Below are 18506 nucleotides of genomic sequence, written 5' to 3'. Positions count from 1 at the left end.
AGGTGGTACGGGACCAGGGGTTGGTGCGGGGCCGGGGGGTGGAGGCGGGACCGGGGTCTGAGGCCGGTGCGCGGCCGCCGTCAGTGCGCGGCGAAGGCCGAGGTGATCTGGTTCGCGGCGTCGCCCGAGGCCTTCGCCACGTCCGCCTTGCCGGTGACCACCTGCTGCAGCATGGTCGGGATCACCGCCTGGGCGTCGATCTGCGCCCACGCCTGGTCGAGCGGGACGAACCTGGTGCCGGCCGCGATGGTGTCGGTGAACGGCTTCAGGAAGGCGTCCTTGGCGGCGACCTTGCCGCTGACGGACTTGAGCGTCGGCAGGTTGCCCATCGCGTCGTACATCTGCTCCTGGTACGCCGGGCCCGCCAGCAGTTCGGCGAATTCGAGGGCGAGCGTGCGGTGCTTGGCCGCCTTCATCACGCCGAGGTTGTTGCCGCCCGCGAACGCCGGGGCGATCGAGCCGGCCTTCTCCCCGGGCAGCGGTACCACGCCGTACTTGCCCTTCACCGGGCCCCCGTCGACCTTGCTGCGGCTGGAGTTGGGCAGGATCGCCATCGCCGACTTGCCGGCCGCGAACAGGTCGACGGTCTTGCCGCCGGTGAGGTCGGCGCACTGCTGGGCGGGGCAGCCGTCGGCGCCGAAGAGATCGGTGTAGCGCTTGATCCCGGCCTGCGAGGCGGGCGAGTTGATGGCCGCCTTGTACGCGGAACCGTCCTTGGCGGCGATGTCGCCGCCCGCGTCCCAGACGAACGGCAGCGCCCCGAAGGTGTACTTGCCGCCGACGGCGATGCCGAAGGTGTCGGGGTTCGCCGCGTGGATCTTCTGGGTGGCGGTGACCAGTTCGGCGTACGAGGTCGGCGGGGTCAGCCCGGCCTCGGTGAACAGGTCGCTGCGGTAGTAGAGCGCGCGCACGGCGACCCACCAGGGCAGGCCGTACGTCTTGCCGTCCACCACGGCGGTCTTGACGATCGCCGGGTCGAGGTCGCCCTTGTCCTGCCACTTGTCGAGGTCGGCGCCGATCTCGGCGAGGCCGCCGGCCGCGACGTAGCCGGGGAGGTCGGTGTTGCCGAACTCGACCAGGTCCGGGGCGCTGCTCGGGTCGTTGAAGGCACCCTTCATCTTGGCCGCGCGGGCGGAGGCGTCGGTGTCGATGTAGCTGACCTTGACGGTGACGCCCTGGTGGGAGGCCTGGAACTCGCTCACCGCCTTGCCGACCACGGCCTCCTTGGCCGCGTTGCCCGCCTCGTTGTACAGCCAGACCTGGAGGGTGCCGGTCCGGTCGTCGGCGGCCTTGTCGCCGGCCGGCGCGGCGGTGCCCGGCGCGCAGGCGGTCGCGGCGAGGCAGCTGGCGGCGAGCACGGCAGCCGCGGCAGTCCGTCTGATGAGTCGCATGGGTGGAGAACCTCCCCTCCCGACAGTTGCCGCCGAGACGTGCGCCGCTGGGGACGGGTACGTCGAAGCAGGCCCTGACCGGGGCCGATGGTGGGTGTGGGTGGAGGACGGCCCGGACGCGTTGGGGGGCGTCCCGGGCAGGCCGGTACGGGGGTGCGGCAGAGCGGACCGTTCGGGTGGGGCGGCGTCGCCTGCTCGATGGCAGGGACGTTAAGCGCGGGCGATCGGCGCCAACAAGAGGGGGTTCGGGAAGTTTTGCACTGCACAACGTTGTGTCGAAGAAGCGGCGTTGCGGACGCGAACGGGTACCTTCTGACAACCGCCGCCGTCGAGCGGGGGAACACCGGCAGAACGCGGCCGCAGCACGCGACAGCAGTACACGGCAGCAGCACGCAGCAGTAGCACTCGACAGCGGAACGAGACAGGGACGGACCACCCATGACGGAGACGGGGCCCGACGCGGAGACCGAGCGACCCGCGGGCACGGCGGCCGACAGACCCACCGGCGCGGCGGCCGAACGCCCCACGGGCGCGGCCGCCGGGCGCAAACCCGCGACCGAACGCAACCAGTCGTCCTCGCTGCGCCGCGCGCTCGCCGTCCTCGGCCACGTCCGCGACCACAGCGACGGGCGCGGCGTCCCGCTCGCCCAACTCGCCGAAGCGCTCGGCCTCAACAAGAGCACCGTGCTGCGGCTCGCGGGCCCGCTGCTCGACGAGCACCTCCTCGACCGCGACCGCGAGACCGGCTGGTTCCGGCTCGGCCACGGCTCACTGCGACTCGGCCAGGCCTACCTCTCCACCCTCGACCTGCGCAGCGTCGCCGCCGAACACCTTCGCCGGCTCCAGCGCGAGGCCGGCGAGACCGTCCACCTGACCGTCTGGCAGGCCCCCGGAATCGTCTACCTGGACAAGGTCGAGGACGAGACCAACGTCCGCATGGCCTCCCGCGTCGGCAGCCGGGCCCCCGCCTACTGCACCGCCACCGGAAAGGCCATCCTCGCCTGGCTGCCCGACGAGGCCGTCACCGAGGTCGTCGCCGCGGGCCTGCGCCCGGTCACCGCCTGGACCATCTCCGACGAGACCCGGCTGCGCGCCGACCTCGCCCGGATCCGCGCCCGCGGCTACTCCATCGACGACCGCGAGAACGAACCCGAGGTCCGCTGCGTCGCCGCACCGATCTTCGACCACGCCGGCGAGGTCACCGCCGCCCTGTCGGTCTCCGGCCTGACCTCCCGCATGACCGCCGCCCGCGTCCGCGCCCTCGGCCCCGTCGTCGCCCAGGCCGGACTGCGGATCTCCCGCGAACTCGGTTCCGACCGCCAGCCGTCCTGACCGCGTCCTGCCCGCGCACCGAAACAGCCCGGAAAAGCGAATGAGGTCCGGCACCTTTAGAAAGGCACCGGACCTCATCCGACTATTGGAGCGCCAGGCCCGGGTCGCACGGACTCTTCCTACTGAAAGTAGGACGTGCTCTGGTAGCACCACTGACGCCTGACGAGGAATCATCCCCCTCGCGACACCCAGAACAATACCAGCCCCACACCCACACACCGAACCCCCGGCCAAACCCCACCCCAAAAGCAAACAAGGCCCGGCACCTTTAGAAAGGCACCGGACCCCGTCCGACAATTGGAGCGCCAGGCCCGGGTCGCACGGACTCTTCCTACTGAAAGTAGGACGTGCTCTGGTAGCACCACTGACGCCTGACGAGGAATCATCCCCCTCGCGACACCCAGAACAATACCAGCCCCACACCCACACACCGAACCCCCGGCCAAACCCCACCCCAAAAGCAAACAAGGCCCGGCACCCTTTGAAAGGCACCGGACCCCGTCCGACAATTGGAGCGCCAGGCCCGGATCGCACGGACTCTTCCTACTGAAAGTAGGACGTGCTCTGGTAGCACCACTGACGCCTGACGAGGAATCATCCCCCTCGCGACACCCAGAACAATACCAGCCCCACACCCACACACCGAACCCCCGGCCAAACCCCACCCCAAAAGCAAACAAGGCCCGGCACCTTTAGAAAGGCACCGGACCCCGTCCGACAATTGGAGCGCCAGGCCCGGATCGCACGGACTCTTCCTACTGAAAGTAGGACGTGCTCTGGTAGCACCACTGACGCCTGACGAGGAATCATCCCCCTCGCGACGAGAAGTACAGTACCAGCTCCGTGATCAGGCACCGAACCGGAGGCGAACCCCGCATGACGAGCGCTCAACCCGAAGCCACCCCGTACGCCGACGGGCGGCTCATGGACGTGCACCGCCCGCCCGCCGGCACCGCCGGGCCCGCGCCCGTCGTACTGCTGTGGCACGGCCGGGGCCCCGACGAGCGCGACGTGCTGCGGCCGCTCGCCCGGGAGGCCGCCGGGCTCGGCCTGCTGGTGCTCGTCCCGGACTGGCGCTCCGACCGGCCGGACGGCGGCCGCGCCGAACTGCTCGCCTCGCTCGCCCACGCCCGCCGCACCGCCGCCGCGTACGGCGGGGACCCGGACCGCCTGGTCCTGGCCGGCTGGTCACTGGGCGGCCGGGAGGCCGTAGCCGTGGCCACCCACCCCGACACCCCCGCCGAGCGGCGCCCCGTCGCCGCCGTCGGCATCTCCTCCAGCTACGCCCGCCCGGCGATCACCACCGGGGACGCCCCCCTCGACCTGCTGGCCGAACAGCCCTCCCCCGTCCCCCTCTGGCTGGTCCACGGCACGGAGGACGGGGTGCTGGACATCGAGCACACCCGGCAACTGAGCACTGCTCTGACGAAGCAGATGTCGGCGGTACGGGTTCTCGAACCCGCCACCGACCACGCGGGCGTCATCATGACCGTGTACGACGCCGAGGCGGACCGCTGCCTCCCCGCCACCGCCGAAGCGGTGCTGCGCGCCGGACGCCGCACCGCCGCCGTCCTCGCCGAGGCCGCCGGGCTGCCGTAGCCAGGCGGCGCCGCGGGCAGGCGCGCGGCCTACCGCCCCGAGACGAGGGAGCGCAGGCCATGGCCCCGTTCCATGGCCTCCAGGTCGCGCTGCAGCGGCGGCCGGGGGACGGCGAGAACGGGGCAGCTCGCGTGCCGGACGCAGTAGGCGGCGACGGAGGGGCGCAGCACCCGGGAGAGGCAGCCGCGGCTGCTGCCGGCGCCGAGGACGAGCAGGTCGTCGGGGTGGTCGGCGAAGCGGACCAGGGTGTGTCCGGTGTCGCCGCGGACGGCCTGGCAGCGCAGCCGGACTCCGGCGTAGCGGCCGGCGAAGGCCTCGTCGAGGGCTTGCCGGAGCCGGGCGACGGCGGCGTCGCGGCCGGCGGTGATCGCGGCCGGGCAGGGTGTGCGGTGGTAGCCGATCTCCTCGCCGGGCGAGGTCCAGCAGAGGAGGGCGAGGACCTCGGCGTCGGTGCGGTGGGCTTCGGCGACGGCGTGGTGGAGGGCGGCGAGGCTGCCGAGCGAGCCGCTGACGCCGACGACGATCCGGCCCGCGCGGTCGGCCCGCTCCGCTGCCCCGTCCGCGCCGGATATCTCGCTGTCCGCCATGGTTCGCCCCGCCTCTCGGTCCGTACCGCCGTGCCGTGCTGTCGTCCTCCAGCAAAGCGGGCCGGCACCGCGCCTCCGGCGCCCGTTGACACGCCTCTGACGCGCGCGCGGGTGTTCCGTACGTGTCCCTGATGCCCCGTGGGCGGCAGGGCGTGTCTTCGAACCCCCGCCTGCGCGGGTTCGAAGGCACCATCGTCAGTGACCTCTCGGCAGCGCAACGGGCGGTTCGGACATCCTCGTCACGGCACTCCAGTGAAGGTGAAGGCCGACGGCTTCCCGGCGTGGAACGGCTCGCCTACGCCTCCGGTGGTTCGGCTTCCCAGAGGTCGGCGAACATCCGGTCCAGGTGTTCCTCGCCGATCGGGGGGACGGGCAGCGGGTGGGTGGCCTGGGCGCGGAAGCCGTCGAGGAGCAGGGCGAGGTAGCGGCGCCAGAGGTCGGGGCGCAGGTCGGTGGTGGCGGGCAGGGCGCGGCAGAGCGGGCCGAGCAGGAAGAGCAGGTCCATGGTGACCACGTCGCGCCGCATGGTGCCCTGGTCCTGGGCGCGGGCGATGAGGGCGCCGACGGTGGCGGCGTGCCGGCGGCTGATCTCGATCATGCCGGGGATGGTGGGGATGGCCTGGGTGACGAGGTCGTTGATGCCGCGGTCGGCGGCGACGAGTTCGAAGATGCGCTCGAAGTAGTGTTCGAGCGCGGTCCAGGCGTCCTCGGCGGCGAGGGCTTCCTCGCCGGCCCCGGCCAGGCCGACGGCGGCGTCGGCGAACACCTCGCCGATCAGCGCCTCGCGGGTCGGGAAGTGGCGGTAGAGGGTGGCGTTGCCGACGCCGGCCTCCTTGGCGATCTGGTCCAGCGGGACGTCGAGGCCGTGCCGGGAGAACATGCCGCGGGCGGCGGCGAGCAGCAGGTCGCGGTTGCGCTGGGCGTCGCGCCGGAGTCTTCCCGGGGGGTTCGCGCTGCTCGGTGCCATGTCCCGACCCTAGCAATCCCGGGGGCAGGTGGTCGGGCGACGGGTCAACTACCCTACGGGGGCGTTGATTCCGTACGGGGTCCGCGGCGGCCCGCGGGGGGCCGCGGTGAGTCGAGGGGGCGGCCATGGCCGAAGTGGTGGAGTTGCGGTACTACCCGGTGAAGGGGTGTGCCGGGGTCGAGGTGGCGCGGGCGGAGCTGACTCCGGCGGGGCTGGCCCACGACCGGGCGTTCATGGTGGTGGACGAGGACGGGGTGTTCCGCTCCCAGCGCCGGGACCGCCTGCTGGCCACGGTCCGCCCGACGGTCGGGGAGGACGGCCGCCGGCTGACCCTTGACGCCCCGGGTGTGGAGCCGGTGACCGTCGCCGTGGACACCGCGGGTCCGCGCCGGCCGGTGCAGCTGTTCGGCGCCCCGTTCTTCGGGATCGACCAGGGCGAGGAGGTGGCCGGCTGGTTGTCCGGGGTGCTGGGTGTCCGCAGCCGCCTGGTCCGGGTGCCGCCGGAGCACGACCGGGTGTCCGACGGGCTGGTGCCGGGCACGTCCGGCTACGCCGACAGTTGCGCGGTGCACCTGCTGTCCCGCGCGTCGCTGGAGCGCTTCAACGCGCTGAGCGGCGGACTGCCCGTGCCGGCGGACCGGTTCCGCCCGAACCTGGTGGTGGACGGCTGGGACGAACCGCACACCGAGGACCTGACCCGCCGGATCACCGTGGGCGGCGCCGAGTTGGCCTATGCCAAGCTCGCGATCCGCTGCTCGGTGACGCTGGTCGACCAGTCGACGGGCGCGAAGGCCGGTCCGGAGCCGCTGCGGACGCTGGCCGGCTACCGCCGGGCGGCGGTCGGCGGGGTCGCGTTCGGCAGCAAGTTCGCGGTGCTGCGGCCCGGCACGCTGCGGGTCGGGGACGAGCTGGTGGTGGAGGCCTGGGGGCCGTCCGAGCTCTGAGGCCGGTCGCGGCGGGCCGCCGGGGCGGGCGGGGGTCGCCCCTCGGCGATCCGGCGGGCCCGTCGTTCCGGCGGCCCCGGCGGAGATGTGCGCCGGGGCCGGGAGGGGCGTGGGGCGCGTGTCAGCAGCCCTGGTCGATCAGCGAGAACGTGACGTAGTGGTCACCGGTGTAGTAGTCCTCCTGGGTCGCCTGGCCGGTGATGATCCGGCGGGTGCCGCGGGTCGGGGCACCGGGCGTGATGACGGTGTACTCGTGGTAGTAGCCGTAGGACTGGCTGGGCAGGACGTGCTCTCTGTTCTGGAACACGACGCCGTCCTGGGAGTACGGGAACGGCCCGTCGGTGGCGATCAGGTTGAGGGTGTCGGTCGCCTCGGGCGGGAGGGTGGACAGACACACCGTGCCGCTCACGTCGGCGTGCGCCTCGGTGGCGACGGCGACGGGCGCGAGGGTCATCAGGGCGACGGCGGTGACGGCGGCAGCGCGGGTCTTCCACGCGCGTAGAGTGCGGGTCATGTCCACCAGTGTGACCAGCCACCGACAACTCCGGAAGCCCTGCGACAAACTATTAACCGTCGGGTAACTCACCTGCCTGACCAGCGACTTGAGCCGTATCCCGGCTCCGACCCGAGCCTGGCCGGCGCCGTCCACGAACCGCCCGGACACCCCATGGGTCGACCGCCGTCGAACTAGCGACCCGCCCGCTGTCGGCCTCCTCACAGCTTCCTCACGTTCGCTCCCCGCTCCGGTCGCGCCGCATAGAGTGACGGATCATGTCGGACCGGAACGACCGCTGACGGGGTGGGCATGAACACGGGGACCAACACGGGGACGGACACGAGCGCGGGCCCGGGAGCCCACCCGGCCACGGGCACGGGCACGGGCGCGCCGCTGACCGCGCGGCAGCTGATCGGACTGCTGGTCGACCCCGGCGCCTTCCAGGGCTGGGACGAGCCGCCCGCAGGCCCTCCCGCCGACCCCGGCTACCGCGCCTCGCTCGACCGGGCCCGCGCACGCACCGGTCTCGACGAGGCCGTCCTCACCGGCGCCGGCCTGGTCGGCGGGCGGCCGGTGGCGCTGGTCGCCTCCGAGTTCGGCTTCCTCGGCGGCTCGATCGGCGTGGCCACCGCCGAGCGGATCACCCGCGCCGTCGAGCGCGCCACCGCCGAGCGGCTGCCACTGCTCGCCCTGCCCGTCTCCGGCGGGACGCGCATGCAGGAGGGGTCGGCGGCCTTCCTGTGCATGCTGCGGATCACCGCCGCGGTCCAGGCGCACCGCGCGGCCGGTCTCCCCTATCTCACCTATCTACGGAACCCGACCATGGGCGGGGTCTTCGCCTCCTGGGGCACGCTCGGCCAGCTGGTGTTCGCCGAGCCGGGCGCCCGGCTCGGCTTCCTCGGCCCGCGCGTCTACGAGGAACTGCGCGGCGTGGAACTGCCCCCGGACGTGCAGCGGGCGGAGACGCTCGCCGGACGCGGCCTGGTGGACGCCGTCGTGCCGCCCGAGGACCTGCGCGAGCTGGTCCGCCGCACGCTCGCCGTCCTCGCCACCACCGCGCCCGCCCCGGGCGGCGCGGACACCGGCGGCACCGGCGCCCCCGGCCCCGACCCCACCCCCGACAAGACCGCCGCCGGGGCCGCCGAACACCCCGACGCCTGGGATTCCGTCCGCCGCACCCGTCGCCCCGACCGCCCGGGCACCCGCGAGCTGCTGCGCCACACCGCCGAGGAACTGGTGCTGCTGGACGCCCCCGGCGGGCGGGACGGCGCACTGGTCCGCGCCCTCGCCGTCCTCGGGGGCCGGCCGGTCCTGGTGGTCGGCCAGCAGCGGCAGACCCCGGAGCACGAGCGCCCGTTCACGGCCGCCGACCTGCGGGCCGTCCGGCGCACCGCGCGGGTCGCGGAGCAGTTGGGGCTGCCGCTGGTCACGGTCGTCGACACGGCCGGGGCCGAACTGTCCGCGCAGGCCGAGCTGGACGGGATCGCGGTCGAGATCGCGCACTGCCTGACCACCCTGCTGGCACTGCGCACACCCGTGCTGGCGGTACTGCTCGGCCAGGGCTCGGGCGGCGGCGCGCTGGCGCTGCTCCCGGCCGACCGGGTGCTCGCCGCCGGGCACGCCTGGCTGGCGCCACTGCCGCCGGAGGGCGCGTCCGCGATCGTCCACCGGGACGGCGGGCACGCCGCCGAGCTGGCCCGCTCCCAGGGCATCGGCGCGGGCCACCTGGCGGAGGTGGGGCTGGTGGACGAGGTGGTCGAGGAGCGGCCGGACGCGGCGGACGAGCCGGAGGCGTTCTGCGCGCGGCTGGGACGAGCGGTCGGTGCCGCGCTCGGCGGGCTGGCGGCGCTGCCGGAGCCGGACCGCCTCGCGGCGCGGGCCCTGCGTCACCGCCGCCTCGGCGACCTCCGCTGAACGTCGGCGGGAGCCTGCCGGTCTCCACTGATCTCCGCCGGGCCCGGCGGTCTCCCCCGGGCCCCCACGGGTGTGGCGCCGGTCTCAACGGCGGCGAGATCGTCTGTACCCAACGTGCCGGCCGCAGACCGGCGGGTGATGGCCGCAGCGGCCCAAACGGTGAGTGCGCTCACACCGGAATGCGGTCCACGACGGGCGATAGTGGCACGTCCCGGGCACCCGCGCCCCAACCCGCCGACGCGGTGTTCGCGCAGGTCAGCGACGGTCGGCGCGCTCCGCGCAGCCGACCCTTCGAATCCACGGCAACTGCCCCCCATACGACGGGGCGTCGTAACAAGGGGGTCTTGGCGACGCCCGATCCGGCATGCCAACAATGGCTCAGTCGTCAGCCGCACCGGCACCTGTCCCGCCGGTAGCGACTTACTGCCAGGTCACGCCCCACGACCTTCTCGGCCCCTGTCCGGCCACGGTCCAAGGCGGGGCGTGACCCGGCCCAACCTGATTGAGGTCCTGTTCTTCATGCCCACTTTCAAGCTCCGTATGCGCACTTCCGCCGCGATTCTCGCCGGCGCCGCCGGTCTGACCGCCCTGGGCGCGGGTGTGCTGCCCGCCACCGCGAACGCCGCCACCCTGTCCCCGCAGGCCGTGGCCGCCCAGATCGTCCCGGCGAACCAGCTTGCCTCCTTCAGCCAGATCATCGCCCACGAGTCCAGCTGGAACGTGACCGCGACCAACGCCAGCTCGGGCGCGTACGGCCTGGCCCAGGCGCTGCCGGGCTCCAAGATGGCGACGCACGGCTCCGACTGGAAGACCAACGCGACCACCCAGATCAAGTGGGCGCTGGACTACATGAACTCCCGCTACGGCAGCCCGAACGCCGCGTGGACCTTCTGGCAGGCCAACCACTGGTACTAAGCCGACCACCTCGGCTCACCGGACTCCACCCGCATCCTGACCATTCCCCCCTCACCCCGGGGGTCGGACAGGGATCACCGGGGTGACCCCAGAGGGCCCGGGCCCGCGCGATCCGCGTGGCCCGGGCCCTCTCGTGGTTCCCGCACACCTCTCGCAGAGCGCGCGACCCGCTCCCGGCTCGCCCGGGCCGCGCCCCGTCGCTCAGAGCTCGCCGGTGAGCCCGAGCAGTTCCCGCATCCGCGCGTACTTGGCGGCCAACCGCTCGGCGGTCGCGGCGTCCAGCACGGCCAGCCGGGCCGGGTCCGAGTTGTGGGCGAGGTCGGCACGCTTGACCAGCAGCGCGCCCGGCGTGGCCAGGACCCGCGCGGTGTACGCCTCGACCGGCTCGTCGGGGCGGCGGGTGAGCGCGTCTACGATCGTCTTGGTGGCCTCGGGCAACGCGGCCCCCGCCAGCCACTCCCGGCTCAACCGGCCGTCCTCGACGGTGTCGTGCAGCCAGCCCGCCGCGATCTGGGCGTCGCTGCCACCGCGCGCGGCCGTCCCGTGTGCGACCGCCGCGATGTGCTCGCCGTACGGGTGGCCGTTCTTGTCGACCTGCCCCTCGTGCGCGCGGCAAGCGATCGTCTCCACCTCGGCCAGACTCAGGTACTCGGGCTCCATCGGCGCGTTCTCGGGCTCCATCGGCTCATCGTAGGCCCGTGGTCTGCCCGTTCGCGCTCACTGGTTTACTGCCCCGGGGCGGGAGACCCCCGGCCCACCCGGCAGACCGTCCGAGCGATCCGAGGAACCATGCCATCCCTGCACCCGCTGCTGTCCGGATTCGCCCCGATCTGGGCGCTGACCGGGATCGGCTACCTGGTCGGCCGGACCGGGCTGCTCGGGCCGCACGCGGAGCCGGTGCTCAACCGGTTCGTCTTCCACGTGGCGATGCCGGCCTCGCTGTTCCTGATGATCGTCCGCACCCCGTTGGACCACTTCGCCAACCCCTCGATGCTCGCCTTCACCGCCGGCACCGTCGTCTCGATCGGCCTCGGGCTGCTCGCCGGGCGCCTGCTGTTCCGGCGCGAGAGCGGCGAGTTGGCGATCGGCGCGATGGCCTGCGGGTACGTCAACTCGGCCAACCTCGGCATCCCGGTGGCGATGCAGCTCCTCGGTGACGCCTCCTTCGTCGCACCGGTGGTGCTGTTCCAGATCCTGGTGGTCACGCCCGCGGTGCTGGCCGTCCTCGACGGCGGCGCGGCCGGCCGCCGGGCCCTGCTCACCCTGCCGCTGCGCAACCCCATCCTGTTGGCCACCGCGCTCGGCGCCGTCGCCTCCGCCTGCGGGCTCCACCTGCCCGCCGAGCTGAACCGCTCCTGCGAACTGCTCGGCGGCGCCGCCGTACCGACCGCCCTGGTCGCCCTCGGCATGTCGCTGCACAACCGCCCGCCGGCCACCGGCCGTTCGCGCCACGCCGAGGTCGGGCTGACCGTCGCGGTCAAGACCCTGATACAGCCGCTGATCGCCTTCGCGGTGGCCGGCCCGCTGCTCCACCTCCCCGCGCACCAACTCCTCACCGTGGTGCTCTTCTCCGCCCTGCCCACCGCGCAGAACGTCTACGTCTACGCCCGCGAGTACGGCCAGGGCACCGGGCTCGCCCGGGACTCGGTGCTCTGGTCGACCCTGGCGTCGATGGCGACCCTGTCGGTGGTCAGCTGGTCCCTCGCCGCGTAGCCGGAGCCTCCCGGCGGGGCGACGACCACCCGTACACGGCACGACAGTTGTCCCCCGCGAGCCGTACAAAAGCGGGGAACCGGGGCCCTCGCCGGACTCCTGGTGGAATGCTGGCGCCCATGAGCCAACCGGACCTTCGTTCCGCAGAGTTCCACCACTGTCCGTCCGTCGTCACGCTGCCGCAGACGGACGTGGACCACTACAACACCGTTCCGCGCGGCGCCTTCCTGATCGATCCGCGCCTGCGCTGCGACCTCGCCGGCGGGCACGGCGGCACCCATTGCGCGCTGGTCCAGGGCGTGGGCTTCGACCTGCACTGGGCGTCCTGGCCCGAGTACCTGGTCGAGGTCGGGCCGCGCTGCCCGGCCGTCGGCCCGTACGAGGGGCCGGAGCCCCCGCGCGACCCCAACATCTGCCTGCTGCGCGAGGACCACCCCGGGCCGCACTACGGCGAGACCTGGTTCTGACGCCCCGCCGGTCACTCCCCCGGACCGGTGGTGCCCGCCGAGTTCAACCCCAACGCCTCCCCGAGCCGGCCCAGGTCACCACCCGGCCGGCCCGGGAGCCGTCCAACAGGCGGATCAGCGCCCGCAGATCGGTCGGGTGCCGCCTTCACCCCCCCCGGAGGCCCATCATGTCCGCCCGCACCACGCCCTCCCCCGCCCGCACCGCCGCCTTCCTCACCGCGTACGACGCCGTGCTGGCCCGCTGGCCCGTCCCGGTCGAGCACCTCACCGTCCGAACGCCCCACGGCACCACCCGGATCAACGCCTGCGGCCCGTCCGACGGCCGCCCCCTCGTCCTGCTGCACGGCGGCGGCGCCACCTCCACCATGTGGTTCGCCAACGTCGCCGCGTGGACGGCCGCCGGGCACCGCGTCCTCGCCCCCGACCTCATCGGCGACCCGGGCCGCAGCGTCCACGACGGCGCCCCGCTCGCCGGCGTCCCCGGACTGCTCGGCTGGCTGGACACCGTCCTCGACCAACTCGGCCTCCCCCGGGCCGACTTCTGCGGCCACTCCTACGGCGGCTGGATCGCCCTGGAGTACGCCCTGCACGCGCCCGCCCGGGTCGGCCGCCTCGCCCTCCTCGATCCCACCCAGTGCTTCGCCGGCTTCCGCCCCGACTACCTGCTGCACGCCCTGCCGCTCTTCCTCCCCCGCCGCACCGCCGCCCGGGCCCGCGCCTACCTCGACTGGGAGGCCGGCGACGGCCCCCGCCCGGACCCCGGCTGGCGCGAGGTCTACGCCCTCGGATACGCCGACTTCCCCGCCACCCGCGTCGTCACCGGCCCCCGCCCCGGCCTCGACCGGCTGCGCTCCCTCACCGCCCCGACCCTCGCCCTGTTCGCCGAACACAGCCGCACCCACCACGCCCCCCGGGTCGCCGAGGCCGCCCGCCGCGCCCTGCCCGAGGCGACGGTCGCCGTCCTGCCGGGCCTCTCGCACCACCACCTGCCCATGGCGGGCGCGGCGGAGGTCAACGCCCGGCTGACCGGATTCCTCGCCGCCCCCCACGGCTGACGGCGGGGGGCGGGGGGCGTTCGGACCGCGCGAACGCCACGCCCGCGCCGGGCCGCGCCGAACCGGCCCGGCCCGGCCGCTGCGCGCAATCCTCCGGCGACGGATCGGCCCGAACCCCTGGTCCTGACGTCCGCGTGGTCCCGGGCCGTCCCATGCGAGCGCGGGACGGCCGACGGGGGCGGGGGTCAGTAGATCAGGTACCCGGGGCGGTGTCCTTCGTCCTCGATCTCCCCGGTGGCCTGCGCCCGCAGCTTGCGGGACAGCTCCTCCAGAGCTCGGGAGGCCGCGACCTCCTCACCGATCCTGGCGAGCGGGCGGTCGTCCGTGCTCTTCATCGACTCCCCGTGGGCGCGCAAGCCCGGCGCCCGCGCACCGATCAGCCTGGCCTCGCACGCCGTGTGCACTCCGTCTTCCTCGAAGCTCAGCTCCACGTCCCACTGGTTGTGCATGCCACACCTCCTGGCAGCGGCCCCCTCGCGCCTGTCCGGACCGGCACGGACGGTGAGCCGTGGCGGCCGCTCACACCAGCGTGCGCCCGTCCGGCCCGTGGCGGCAAGCGGGCCCGGCCCCGGCTGCTCTCCGCCGCCGGCCGGGCCGCGCCGCCGACCCGGCGGTACGCTGACGGAAGCGCGCCGCGACCGCCGACCGAACCCGGACCCGCCGGCGCGGCGCGGGCAGTGACAACCGGGTGGTCCCTCCGTGGCGGTCTTCCTCCTCGCCCTCGGCGCCGCCTGCTGCCTGGGCCTCGGCTTCGTCCTCCAGCAGCACGCGGCGCAGCGGGCGCCCCGTGCCGACCTGCTGCACTGGCGGCTGCTCCTGGACCTGATGCGGATGCCCGAGTGGCTGCTCGGCACCGGGTTCATGGTGTGCGGACTGATCCTGTCCGCGCTCGCCCTCAACCAGGGCGAGGCGTCGCTCGTCGAGCCGCTGCTCGCGACCAACCTGCTGTTCGCCATGGCGCTCTCCCGGGTGCTGACCCGCCAGACCCTCGGCCGCTCGGGCTGGGCCGGGGTGCTGCTCCTCGGCCTCGGGGTGACGGCGTTCATCGTGGCCGGCCGGCCCACCGGCGGCGGTGCGCCCGCCGGGGAACTGCGGCACTGGCTGGTGGTCGGCACGGTGGTCGGGCTGACCCTGCTCCTGGTCTCGTTGGCCCGGCGGCTGCCGCTGTTCGAGGAGGCCACCCTGCTGGCCCTCGCCGCCGGCCTGCTCTACGGCCTCCAGGACGCGCTGACCCGCACCACCACCCAGCGCCTCGACCACAGCGGGCTGGACGCGGTGCTGCGCAGCTGGCAGCCGTACGCGGTGGTGGCGGCGGGCGTGGTCGGACTGCTGCTGGTGCAGAGCGCCTTCGAGGCCGCGCCGCTGCGGATGTCCCTGCCGGCGCTGACCGCCGCCCAGCCGCTGTCCGGGATCGCCTGCGCGGTCGGCTTCCTCGGCGACCGGCTGCGGGTCACGCCGGGTGCGCTGGCCTGGCAGTCCGCCGGACTGCTGGCCATCGTGGTCGGGGTGATCGTGATCGGCCGCCACCCGGCGATGCCGGGCAGCGTCCGCGAAACCCTGGAGAGCGTCGGGGCTCCACCGGAGGACGAGCGGCCCGAGGAAGGCCCCGGAGGCCGTCCGGGAAACGGTCCGGCCTGACCACCGGTGCCGGAACGTAATTCGCTTGACCGGGCCACGGGTCGACGCTGCACTGTGGCGAGGCACACGGGCCGTGGTGCCGTCGTCATCCAGGGGAGGAAACGGCAGCGATGGAGATCCGTCCGACAACCGATCAGGACCTCGACGTCTACGTCGACACGCTCCATGCCGCGTTCGGGCTCTTCCCGGAAACCCCGACCGATGGCGGCGGGCTCTGGTGGTCGGCGACCGAGATGGACCGCAACCTGCTCGCCGTGACGCCGGAGGGGCGGCCCGTCGGCACCGCCGGCGCGTACACCTTCGAGCTCACCCTGCCCGGTGAGGCCGTCGTCCCCACCAGCGGGGTGACCGGCGTCGGCGTCCTGCCCTCGCACCGGCGCCGGGGCGTGCTCACCGCGATGATGCGGAGCCAGCTCGCCGGGTTCCGGGCCCGCGGGGAGTTCCTCTCCGTGCTGCTGGCCTCCGAGGCCGTGATCTACCGCAGGTTCGGCTACGGACCGGCGACGTACACGCAGCGGCTGACGGTGCCGCGCCATCGGGCCGCCTTCGCCCTCCCCCGGGCGCGCGGAACGGCCGACGCTGCGGCCCCCGGCCCGGACACCGGCTCGATCGAGCTGCTGCGGCGGGCCGAGTGCGGCGAGATCCTGGAAGCGGTCTACGACCGGTACCGCCGCACGCAGCCCGGCGCGCTGTCCCGGCCGCACCGCTGGTGGGCCTCGGGCGCGGGCCGGCCCCCGGTCTCCACGGCGTCGCGCTACGTCGCCGTCCACCGGGGTGCCGACGGTGTCCCGGACGGCTACGCCAGCTACTCGCTCGCCGACGGCACCTTGACGGTCGACGAGACCATCGCCACCGACGACGCCGTCGCCACGGCCCTGGCCCGGTTCGTGCTCGAACACGACCTGGTCTCCCAGGTCGTGTTCAAGCACGTTCCGTCCGACCACCCGCTGCGCTGGCAGCTCGCGGACTTCAACGCCGGCGAGGGGAGCAGCAGCACCGACTGGCTCTGGGTGCGACTGCTGGACGTCCCGCGGGCGTTGACCGCGCGCGGCTGGTTCGTGGACGGCGAGCTCGTCCTCGACGTCGACGACCCGTTCCTCGGCGAGCACGGCCGCTACCTGCTGACCGTCCGGGACGGGAAGGCCGAGTGCGTCCCGACGGACCGGGAGCCCGACCTGTCCCTGGACGTGAGCGACCTGGGCTCGGTCTACCTCGGCGGCACCACCCCGAGCACGCTCGTACGGGCCGGGCACATCCGGGCCCACCGCCCGGGCGCGGCCGCCCTCGCCGACGCCCTCTTCAGCGCCGAGCGCGCCCCGCACTGCCTGCACTGGTTCTGACCGGCCGGTTCTGACTGACCGGTTCTGCCCGACTGGTTCTGCCCGACTGGTCCCGGCCGCACGCTCGCCTCGCCGCCCCTGTGCGACAGGCCTACGGGCGCGCCGGGACCGACGCGGGCGCAAGCCCGGGCTCGGGCTCCGTCCCCGACTCGGGCTTCGCCTCGTCGGCGGTGCCCGTCCGGCCGCGCCGGCGGTCCATCTCGCGCCACTCCGGCCGCAACCCGGCCAGGTTGGTGGAGGCGAAGTAGAGGGCGCCGCCCGCGACCAGGGTGGGTATCAGCCCGACGAGGCCGACCGCCGCACCCGCCAGCAGGCCGCCGAGCGGGATACCGGCCCAGGCGAGGGAGTCGCCGAGGGCGTGGACGCGGCCGAGCAGGTGGCGGGGCACCCGCTCGAAGAGCACCGCGCCGAGGATCGGGTTGAGGAAACCGCCGCCGAAGCCGCCGACCGCGAAGACCGTGAGCACCACCCACAGCGGCGCGCCGCACGCGAGCACCAGGAAGCGCGGGGCTCCGACGAGCAGGAAGCCGGCGAAGAACACCGTCCGGCGGGGCAGCCGGTGGGCGATGGCCGCCGCGATCAGGCTGCCGACGACCGCCGTGATCCCCCCGGCGGTGCCGGTCAGGCCGATGGCGGCCGGGCCGTTCCCCGACTCCCGCGCCCAGACCGGGAGGAGGACCGTCATGAACCCGGCGTCGAGCAGGTTGGTGATGCCGACCAGCACCGTCACGGTGAGCAGCAGCGGATCGGAGCGCAGGAAGGTGAAGCCTTCGCGGAACATCCGCCAGTAACCCACCGGTTCGGCCCCGGAGTCGGCCCCGGAGTCGGCTTCTGCGGCCTGCTCGGCAGCGGGTGCCGGGTCCGCCGCGCGCCCCATCCCGCGCGGCAGGGCGAAGGCGATGACGAGGGACCCCAGGGCGAAGGTGGCGGCGTTGAGCGCCAGCCCGGCCAGCGGGCCCATCAGCGCGACCAGCCCGCCACCGACCGCCGGACCGACCGTGGAAGCCAGCCGTTCGGTGACGCCGGAGAGACCGGTGGCGCGCTCCATCGGCACCCGGGCGCGGTCGGCGGCCTCCGGGACCATGACCGACTTGGCCAGATCCCCCGGGCCGCGCATCGCGCCGATCACCGCGACCATCGCCAGCAGCACCCCGAACGGCAGCATCCCCAGGGCGTGCAGCAGTGGGACCAGCCCGGCCGCGACGGCGCTCACCAAGTCCGTCGTCCAGGACACCACCCGCGGCCCGAGCCGGTCGACCAGGGGCCCGGTCAGCGCCTTGACCAGCACGTACGGCGCCATCTCGGCGAAGGCGACCAGGCCCGTCATGGTGGCGCTGCCGGTGGTGGCCAGGACGAACCAGGGCAGGGCGATGGCCGAGACGCGGGTCCCGGTGATGGAGACGGCCATGGCGGAGAGCACCCCGACCAGCGGCCGGAGGCTGCGCGCGGGCGCGTCGACGACGGTGGCCATCAGGCCCCCGCCTCACCGGTGTCGGTACCGGTGTCGGTGTGGCTGTCGCTGTCGGCACCAGCGCCGGTGCCCACGCTCGCGTCGGGCAGCACGTGGACGACCACGGCGACCCGCTCGGTGCCCTCCGGGGCCGGCCCCTCCGCATCCAGCACGCGGTAGCGCCGCACCACCGCGGACAGATCGGCGGCCAGTTGCTCGGCCTCCTCGGGGGTGAGCTGCAACAGCACGTCGCTGAGGCCGACCGCCTTGCGCCACTCCCGCGGCATCGTCTCGAAGGCGTCGACCGACCGCTGTGCGGCCAGGGCGTGGGCGGTGAGGACGGACCGGAGGAAGCCGACGGCCGTGTCGAGCTCCTCGTCGGCCATGTCGTCACTCGTCCAGACGGTGAACTTGTGGGCCGAACGCCACCACCGCTCACGGGCGTTCCCGCGCTCGGGATCCTCCTCGACGAAGCCCGCGGCGGCGAGCTGGCGGAGGTGGTAGCTGGTCGCCCCGGAGTTGAGCCCCAGTTGCTCGGCGAGCCTGGTCGCCGTGGAGGGGCCGTGCTTGCGCAGCAGCCCGACCAGCTGCATGCGCACGGGGTGGGCCATCGCCCGCATGCCCTTGGCCGTGAGGACGATGTGCGGGTCATCGCTGTGCATCCAGCCGCGTTCATCGGTCATGGCAGGAGCGTAGAA

General features: G+C 73.9%; 18 protein-coding genes. 10 read left to right on the top strand and 8 right to left on the bottom strand.

Annotated features, from left to right (window positions below; genetic code table 11):
- Nucleotides 1-80: 80 nt before the first annotated feature.
- Nucleotides 81-1391 (bottom strand): extracellular solute-binding protein, encoded by a 1311-nt coding sequence (locus OG556_RS29345; RefSeq protein WP_371521396.1) that lies wholly within the window; start codon nucleotides 1389-1391, stop codon nucleotides 81-83.
- Nucleotides 1392-1829: 438 nt separating this feature from the next.
- Between OG556_RS29345 and OG556_RS29340 the strand changes: the two genes are divergently transcribed.
- Both OG556_RS29340 and OG556_RS29335 read left to right on the top strand, forming a co-directional pair.
- On the top strand, nucleotides 1830-2723 hold the full coding sequence (locus tag OG556_RS29340; protein ID WP_371521394.1) for an IclR family transcriptional regulator: 894 nt from the start codon (nucleotides 1830-1832) through the stop codon (nucleotides 2721-2723).
- An 876-nt stretch (nucleotides 2724-3599) separates the two neighbouring features.
- Nucleotides 3600-4322, top strand: a complete 723-nt coding sequence (locus tag OG556_RS29335) for an alpha/beta hydrolase (RefSeq protein WP_371521392.1) — start codon at nucleotides 3600-3602, stop codon at nucleotides 4320-4322.
- Between the two features lie 29 nt (nucleotides 4323-4351).
- Here the strand turns inward: OG556_RS29335 and OG556_RS29330 are convergent, their stop codons facing one another.
- Nucleotides 4352-4909 carry a universal stress protein gene (locus tag OG556_RS29330; RefSeq protein WP_371521390.1) on the bottom strand — a complete coding sequence of 186 codons (558 nt, stop codon included), beginning with the start codon at nucleotides 4907-4909 and terminating at the stop codon, nucleotides 4352-4354.
- Between the two features lie 295 nt (nucleotides 4910-5204).
- Entirely contained in the window at nucleotides 5205-5876 is a 672-nt protein-coding gene (locus OG556_RS29325) for a TetR/AcrR family transcriptional regulator (protein WP_371521388.1), read from the bottom strand.
- 125 nt (nucleotides 5877-6001) lie between these two features.
- On the opposite strand from OG556_RS29325, the gene OG556_RS29320 reads away from it, so the two are divergent.
- Nucleotides 6002-6820 (top strand): MOSC domain-containing protein, encoded by an 819-nt coding sequence (locus OG556_RS29320; protein ID WP_371521386.1) that lies wholly within the window; start codon nucleotides 6002-6004, stop codon nucleotides 6818-6820.
- A 121-nt stretch (nucleotides 6821-6941) separates the two neighbouring features.
- On the opposite strand, the gene OG556_RS29315 is transcribed toward OG556_RS29320, so the two are convergent.
- A complete protein-coding gene (locus tag OG556_RS29315; RefSeq protein WP_371521384.1) occupies nucleotides 6942-7334 on the bottom strand; it encodes a ribonuclease in 393 nt (130 codons plus the stop codon).
- A 291-nt stretch (nucleotides 7335-7625) separates the two neighbouring features.
- Here OG556_RS29315 and OG556_RS29310 point away from each other — a divergent pair, with 291 nt between their 5' ends.
- The gene (locus OG556_RS29310) at nucleotides 7626-9230 is read left to right on the top strand and encodes a carboxyl transferase domain-containing protein (protein WP_371521382.1); all 1605 of its coding nucleotides are present in this window, start codon (nucleotides 7626-7628) and stop codon (nucleotides 9228-9230) included.
- A 540-nt stretch (nucleotides 9231-9770) separates the two neighbouring features.
- Entirely contained in the window at nucleotides 9771-10145 is a 375-nt protein-coding gene (locus tag OG556_RS29305; protein ID WP_350879079.1) for a transglycosylase SLT domain-containing protein, read from the top strand.
- A gap of 201 nt (nucleotides 10146-10346) precedes the next feature.
- Here the strand turns inward: OG556_RS29305 and OG556_RS29300 are convergent, their stop codons facing one another.
- Nucleotides 10347-10826: an HD domain-containing protein gene (locus tag OG556_RS29300; RefSeq protein WP_371521381.1), complete on the bottom strand. Its 480-nt coding sequence runs from the start codon at nucleotides 10824-10826 to the stop codon at nucleotides 10347-10349.
- Between the two features lie 108 nt (nucleotides 10827-10934).
- Here OG556_RS29300 and OG556_RS29295 point away from each other — a divergent pair, with 108 nt between their 5' ends.
- From OG556_RS29295 to OG556_RS29285, 3 genes are all read left to right on the top strand, one after another.
- Complete coding sequence (locus OG556_RS29295) at nucleotides 10935-11858, top strand: AEC family transporter (RefSeq protein ID WP_371521379.1); 924 nt, start codon at nucleotides 10935-10937, stop codon at nucleotides 11856-11858.
- 119 nt (nucleotides 11859-11977) lie between these two features.
- Nucleotides 11978-12325 carry a hypothetical protein gene (locus OG556_RS29290; RefSeq protein ID WP_371521377.1) on the top strand — a complete coding sequence of 116 codons (348 nt, stop codon included), beginning with the start codon at nucleotides 11978-11980 and terminating at the stop codon, nucleotides 12323-12325.
- Nucleotides 12326-12492: 167 nt separating this feature from the next.
- A complete protein-coding gene (locus tag OG556_RS29285; protein ID WP_371521375.1) occupies nucleotides 12493-13380 on the top strand; it encodes an alpha/beta fold hydrolase in 888 nt (295 codons plus the stop codon).
- Nucleotides 13381-13565: 185 nt separating this feature from the next.
- On the opposite strand, the gene OG556_RS29280 is transcribed toward OG556_RS29285, so the two are convergent.
- Complete coding sequence (locus tag OG556_RS29280) at nucleotides 13566-13829, bottom strand: dsRBD fold-containing protein (RefSeq protein ID WP_371521373.1); 264 nt, start codon at nucleotides 13827-13829, stop codon at nucleotides 13566-13568.
- A gap of 250 nt (nucleotides 13830-14079) precedes the next feature.
- On the opposite strand from OG556_RS29280, the gene OG556_RS29275 reads away from it, so the two are divergent.
- Both OG556_RS29275 and OG556_RS29270 read left to right on the top strand, forming a co-directional pair.
- On the top strand, nucleotides 14080-15018 hold the full coding sequence (locus OG556_RS29275) for a DMT family transporter (RefSeq protein ID WP_371521372.1): 939 nt from the start codon (nucleotides 14080-14082) through the stop codon (nucleotides 15016-15018).
- Nucleotides 15019-15128: 110 nt separating this feature from the next.
- Complete coding sequence (locus OG556_RS29270) at nucleotides 15129-16358, top strand: GNAT family N-acetyltransferase (protein WP_371521370.1); 1230 nt, start codon at nucleotides 15129-15131, stop codon at nucleotides 16356-16358.
- A 91-nt stretch (nucleotides 16359-16449) separates the two neighbouring features.
- Here the strand turns inward: OG556_RS29270 and OG556_RS29265 are convergent, their stop codons facing one another.
- Together OG556_RS29265 and OG556_RS29260 are read right to left on the bottom strand one after the other, a co-directional pair.
- Nucleotides 16450-17829, bottom strand: coding sequence for an MFS transporter (locus OG556_RS29265; RefSeq protein ID WP_371521369.1), 1380 nt, complete (start codon nucleotides 17827-17829; stop codon nucleotides 16450-16452).
- Nucleotides 17829-18491: an ArsR/SmtB family transcription factor gene (locus OG556_RS29260; protein WP_371521367.1), complete on the bottom strand. Its 663-nt coding sequence runs from the start codon at nucleotides 18489-18491 to the stop codon at nucleotides 17829-17831. The genes OG556_RS29265 and OG556_RS29260 overlap by 1 nt, the downstream gene beginning before the upstream one ends.
- Between the last annotated feature and the right edge of the window lie 15 nt (nucleotides 18492-18506).

This window comes from Kitasatospora sp. NBC_01300 (assembly GCF_041435235.1).
GTDB lineage: Bacteria > Actinomycetota > Actinomycetes > Streptomycetales > Streptomycetaceae > Kitasatospora.
The sequence above is the reverse complement of the archived record's forward strand: the minus strand, read 5'-3'. Positions and strand labels throughout refer to the sequence as shown.

Bases quoted from the DNA above. Each gene is read 5' to 3' on its own strand.
- OG556_RS29345 (WP_371521396.1), bottom strand. From the start codon at position 1,391: ATGCGACTCATCAGACGGACTGCCGCGGCTGCCGTGCTCGCCGCCAGC.
- OG556_RS29340 (WP_371521394.1), top strand. From the start codon at position 1,830: ATGACGGAGACGGGGCCCGACGCGGAGACCGAGCGACCCGCGGGCACG.
- OG556_RS29335 (WP_371521392.1), top strand. From the start codon at position 3,600: ATGACGAGCGCTCAACCCGAAGCCACCCCGTACGCCGACGGGCGGCTC.
- OG556_RS29330 (WP_371521390.1), bottom strand. From the start codon at position 4,909: ATGGCGGACAGCGAGATATCCGGCGCGGACGGGGCAGCGGAGCGGGCC.
- OG556_RS29325 (WP_371521388.1), bottom strand. From the start codon at position 5,876: ATGGCACCGAGCAGCGCGAACCCCCCGGGAAGACTCCGGCGCGACGCC.
- OG556_RS29320 (WP_371521386.1), top strand. From the start codon at position 6,002: ATGGCCGAAGTGGTGGAGTTGCGGTACTACCCGGTGAAGGGGTGTGCC.
- OG556_RS29315 (WP_371521384.1), bottom strand. From the start codon at position 7,334: ATGACCCGCACTCTACGCGCGTGGAAGACCCGCGCTGCCGCCGTCACC.
- OG556_RS29310 (WP_371521382.1), top strand. From the start codon at position 7,626: ATGAACACGGGGACCAACACGGGGACGGACACGAGCGCGGGCCCGGGA.
- OG556_RS29305 (WP_350879079.1), top strand. From the start codon at position 9,771: ATGCGCACTTCCGCCGCGATTCTCGCCGGCGCCGCCGGTCTGACCGCC.
- OG556_RS29300 (WP_371521381.1), bottom strand. From the start codon at position 10,826: ATGGAGCCCGAGAACGCGCCGATGGAGCCCGAGTACCTGAGTCTGGCC.
- OG556_RS29295 (WP_371521379.1), top strand. From the start codon at position 10,935: ATGCCATCCCTGCACCCGCTGCTGTCCGGATTCGCCCCGATCTGGGCG.
- OG556_RS29290 (WP_371521377.1), top strand. From the start codon at position 11,978: ATGAGCCAACCGGACCTTCGTTCCGCAGAGTTCCACCACTGTCCGTCC.
- OG556_RS29285 (WP_371521375.1), top strand. From the start codon at position 12,493: ATGTCCGCCCGCACCACGCCCTCCCCCGCCCGCACCGCCGCCTTCCTC.
- OG556_RS29280 (WP_371521373.1), bottom strand. From the start codon at position 13,829: ATGCACAACCAGTGGGACGTGGAGCTGAGCTTCGAGGAAGACGGAGTG.
- OG556_RS29270 (WP_371521370.1), top strand. From the start codon at position 15,129: ATGGAGATCCGTCCGACAACCGATCAGGACCTCGACGTCTACGTCGAC.
- OG556_RS29265 (WP_371521369.1), bottom strand. From the start codon at position 17,829: ATGGCCACCGTCGTCGACGCGCCCGCGCGCAGCCTCCGGCCGCTGGTC.
- OG556_RS29260 (WP_371521367.1), bottom strand. From the start codon at position 18,491: ATGACCGATGAACGCGGCTGGATGCACAGCGATGACCCGCACATCGTC.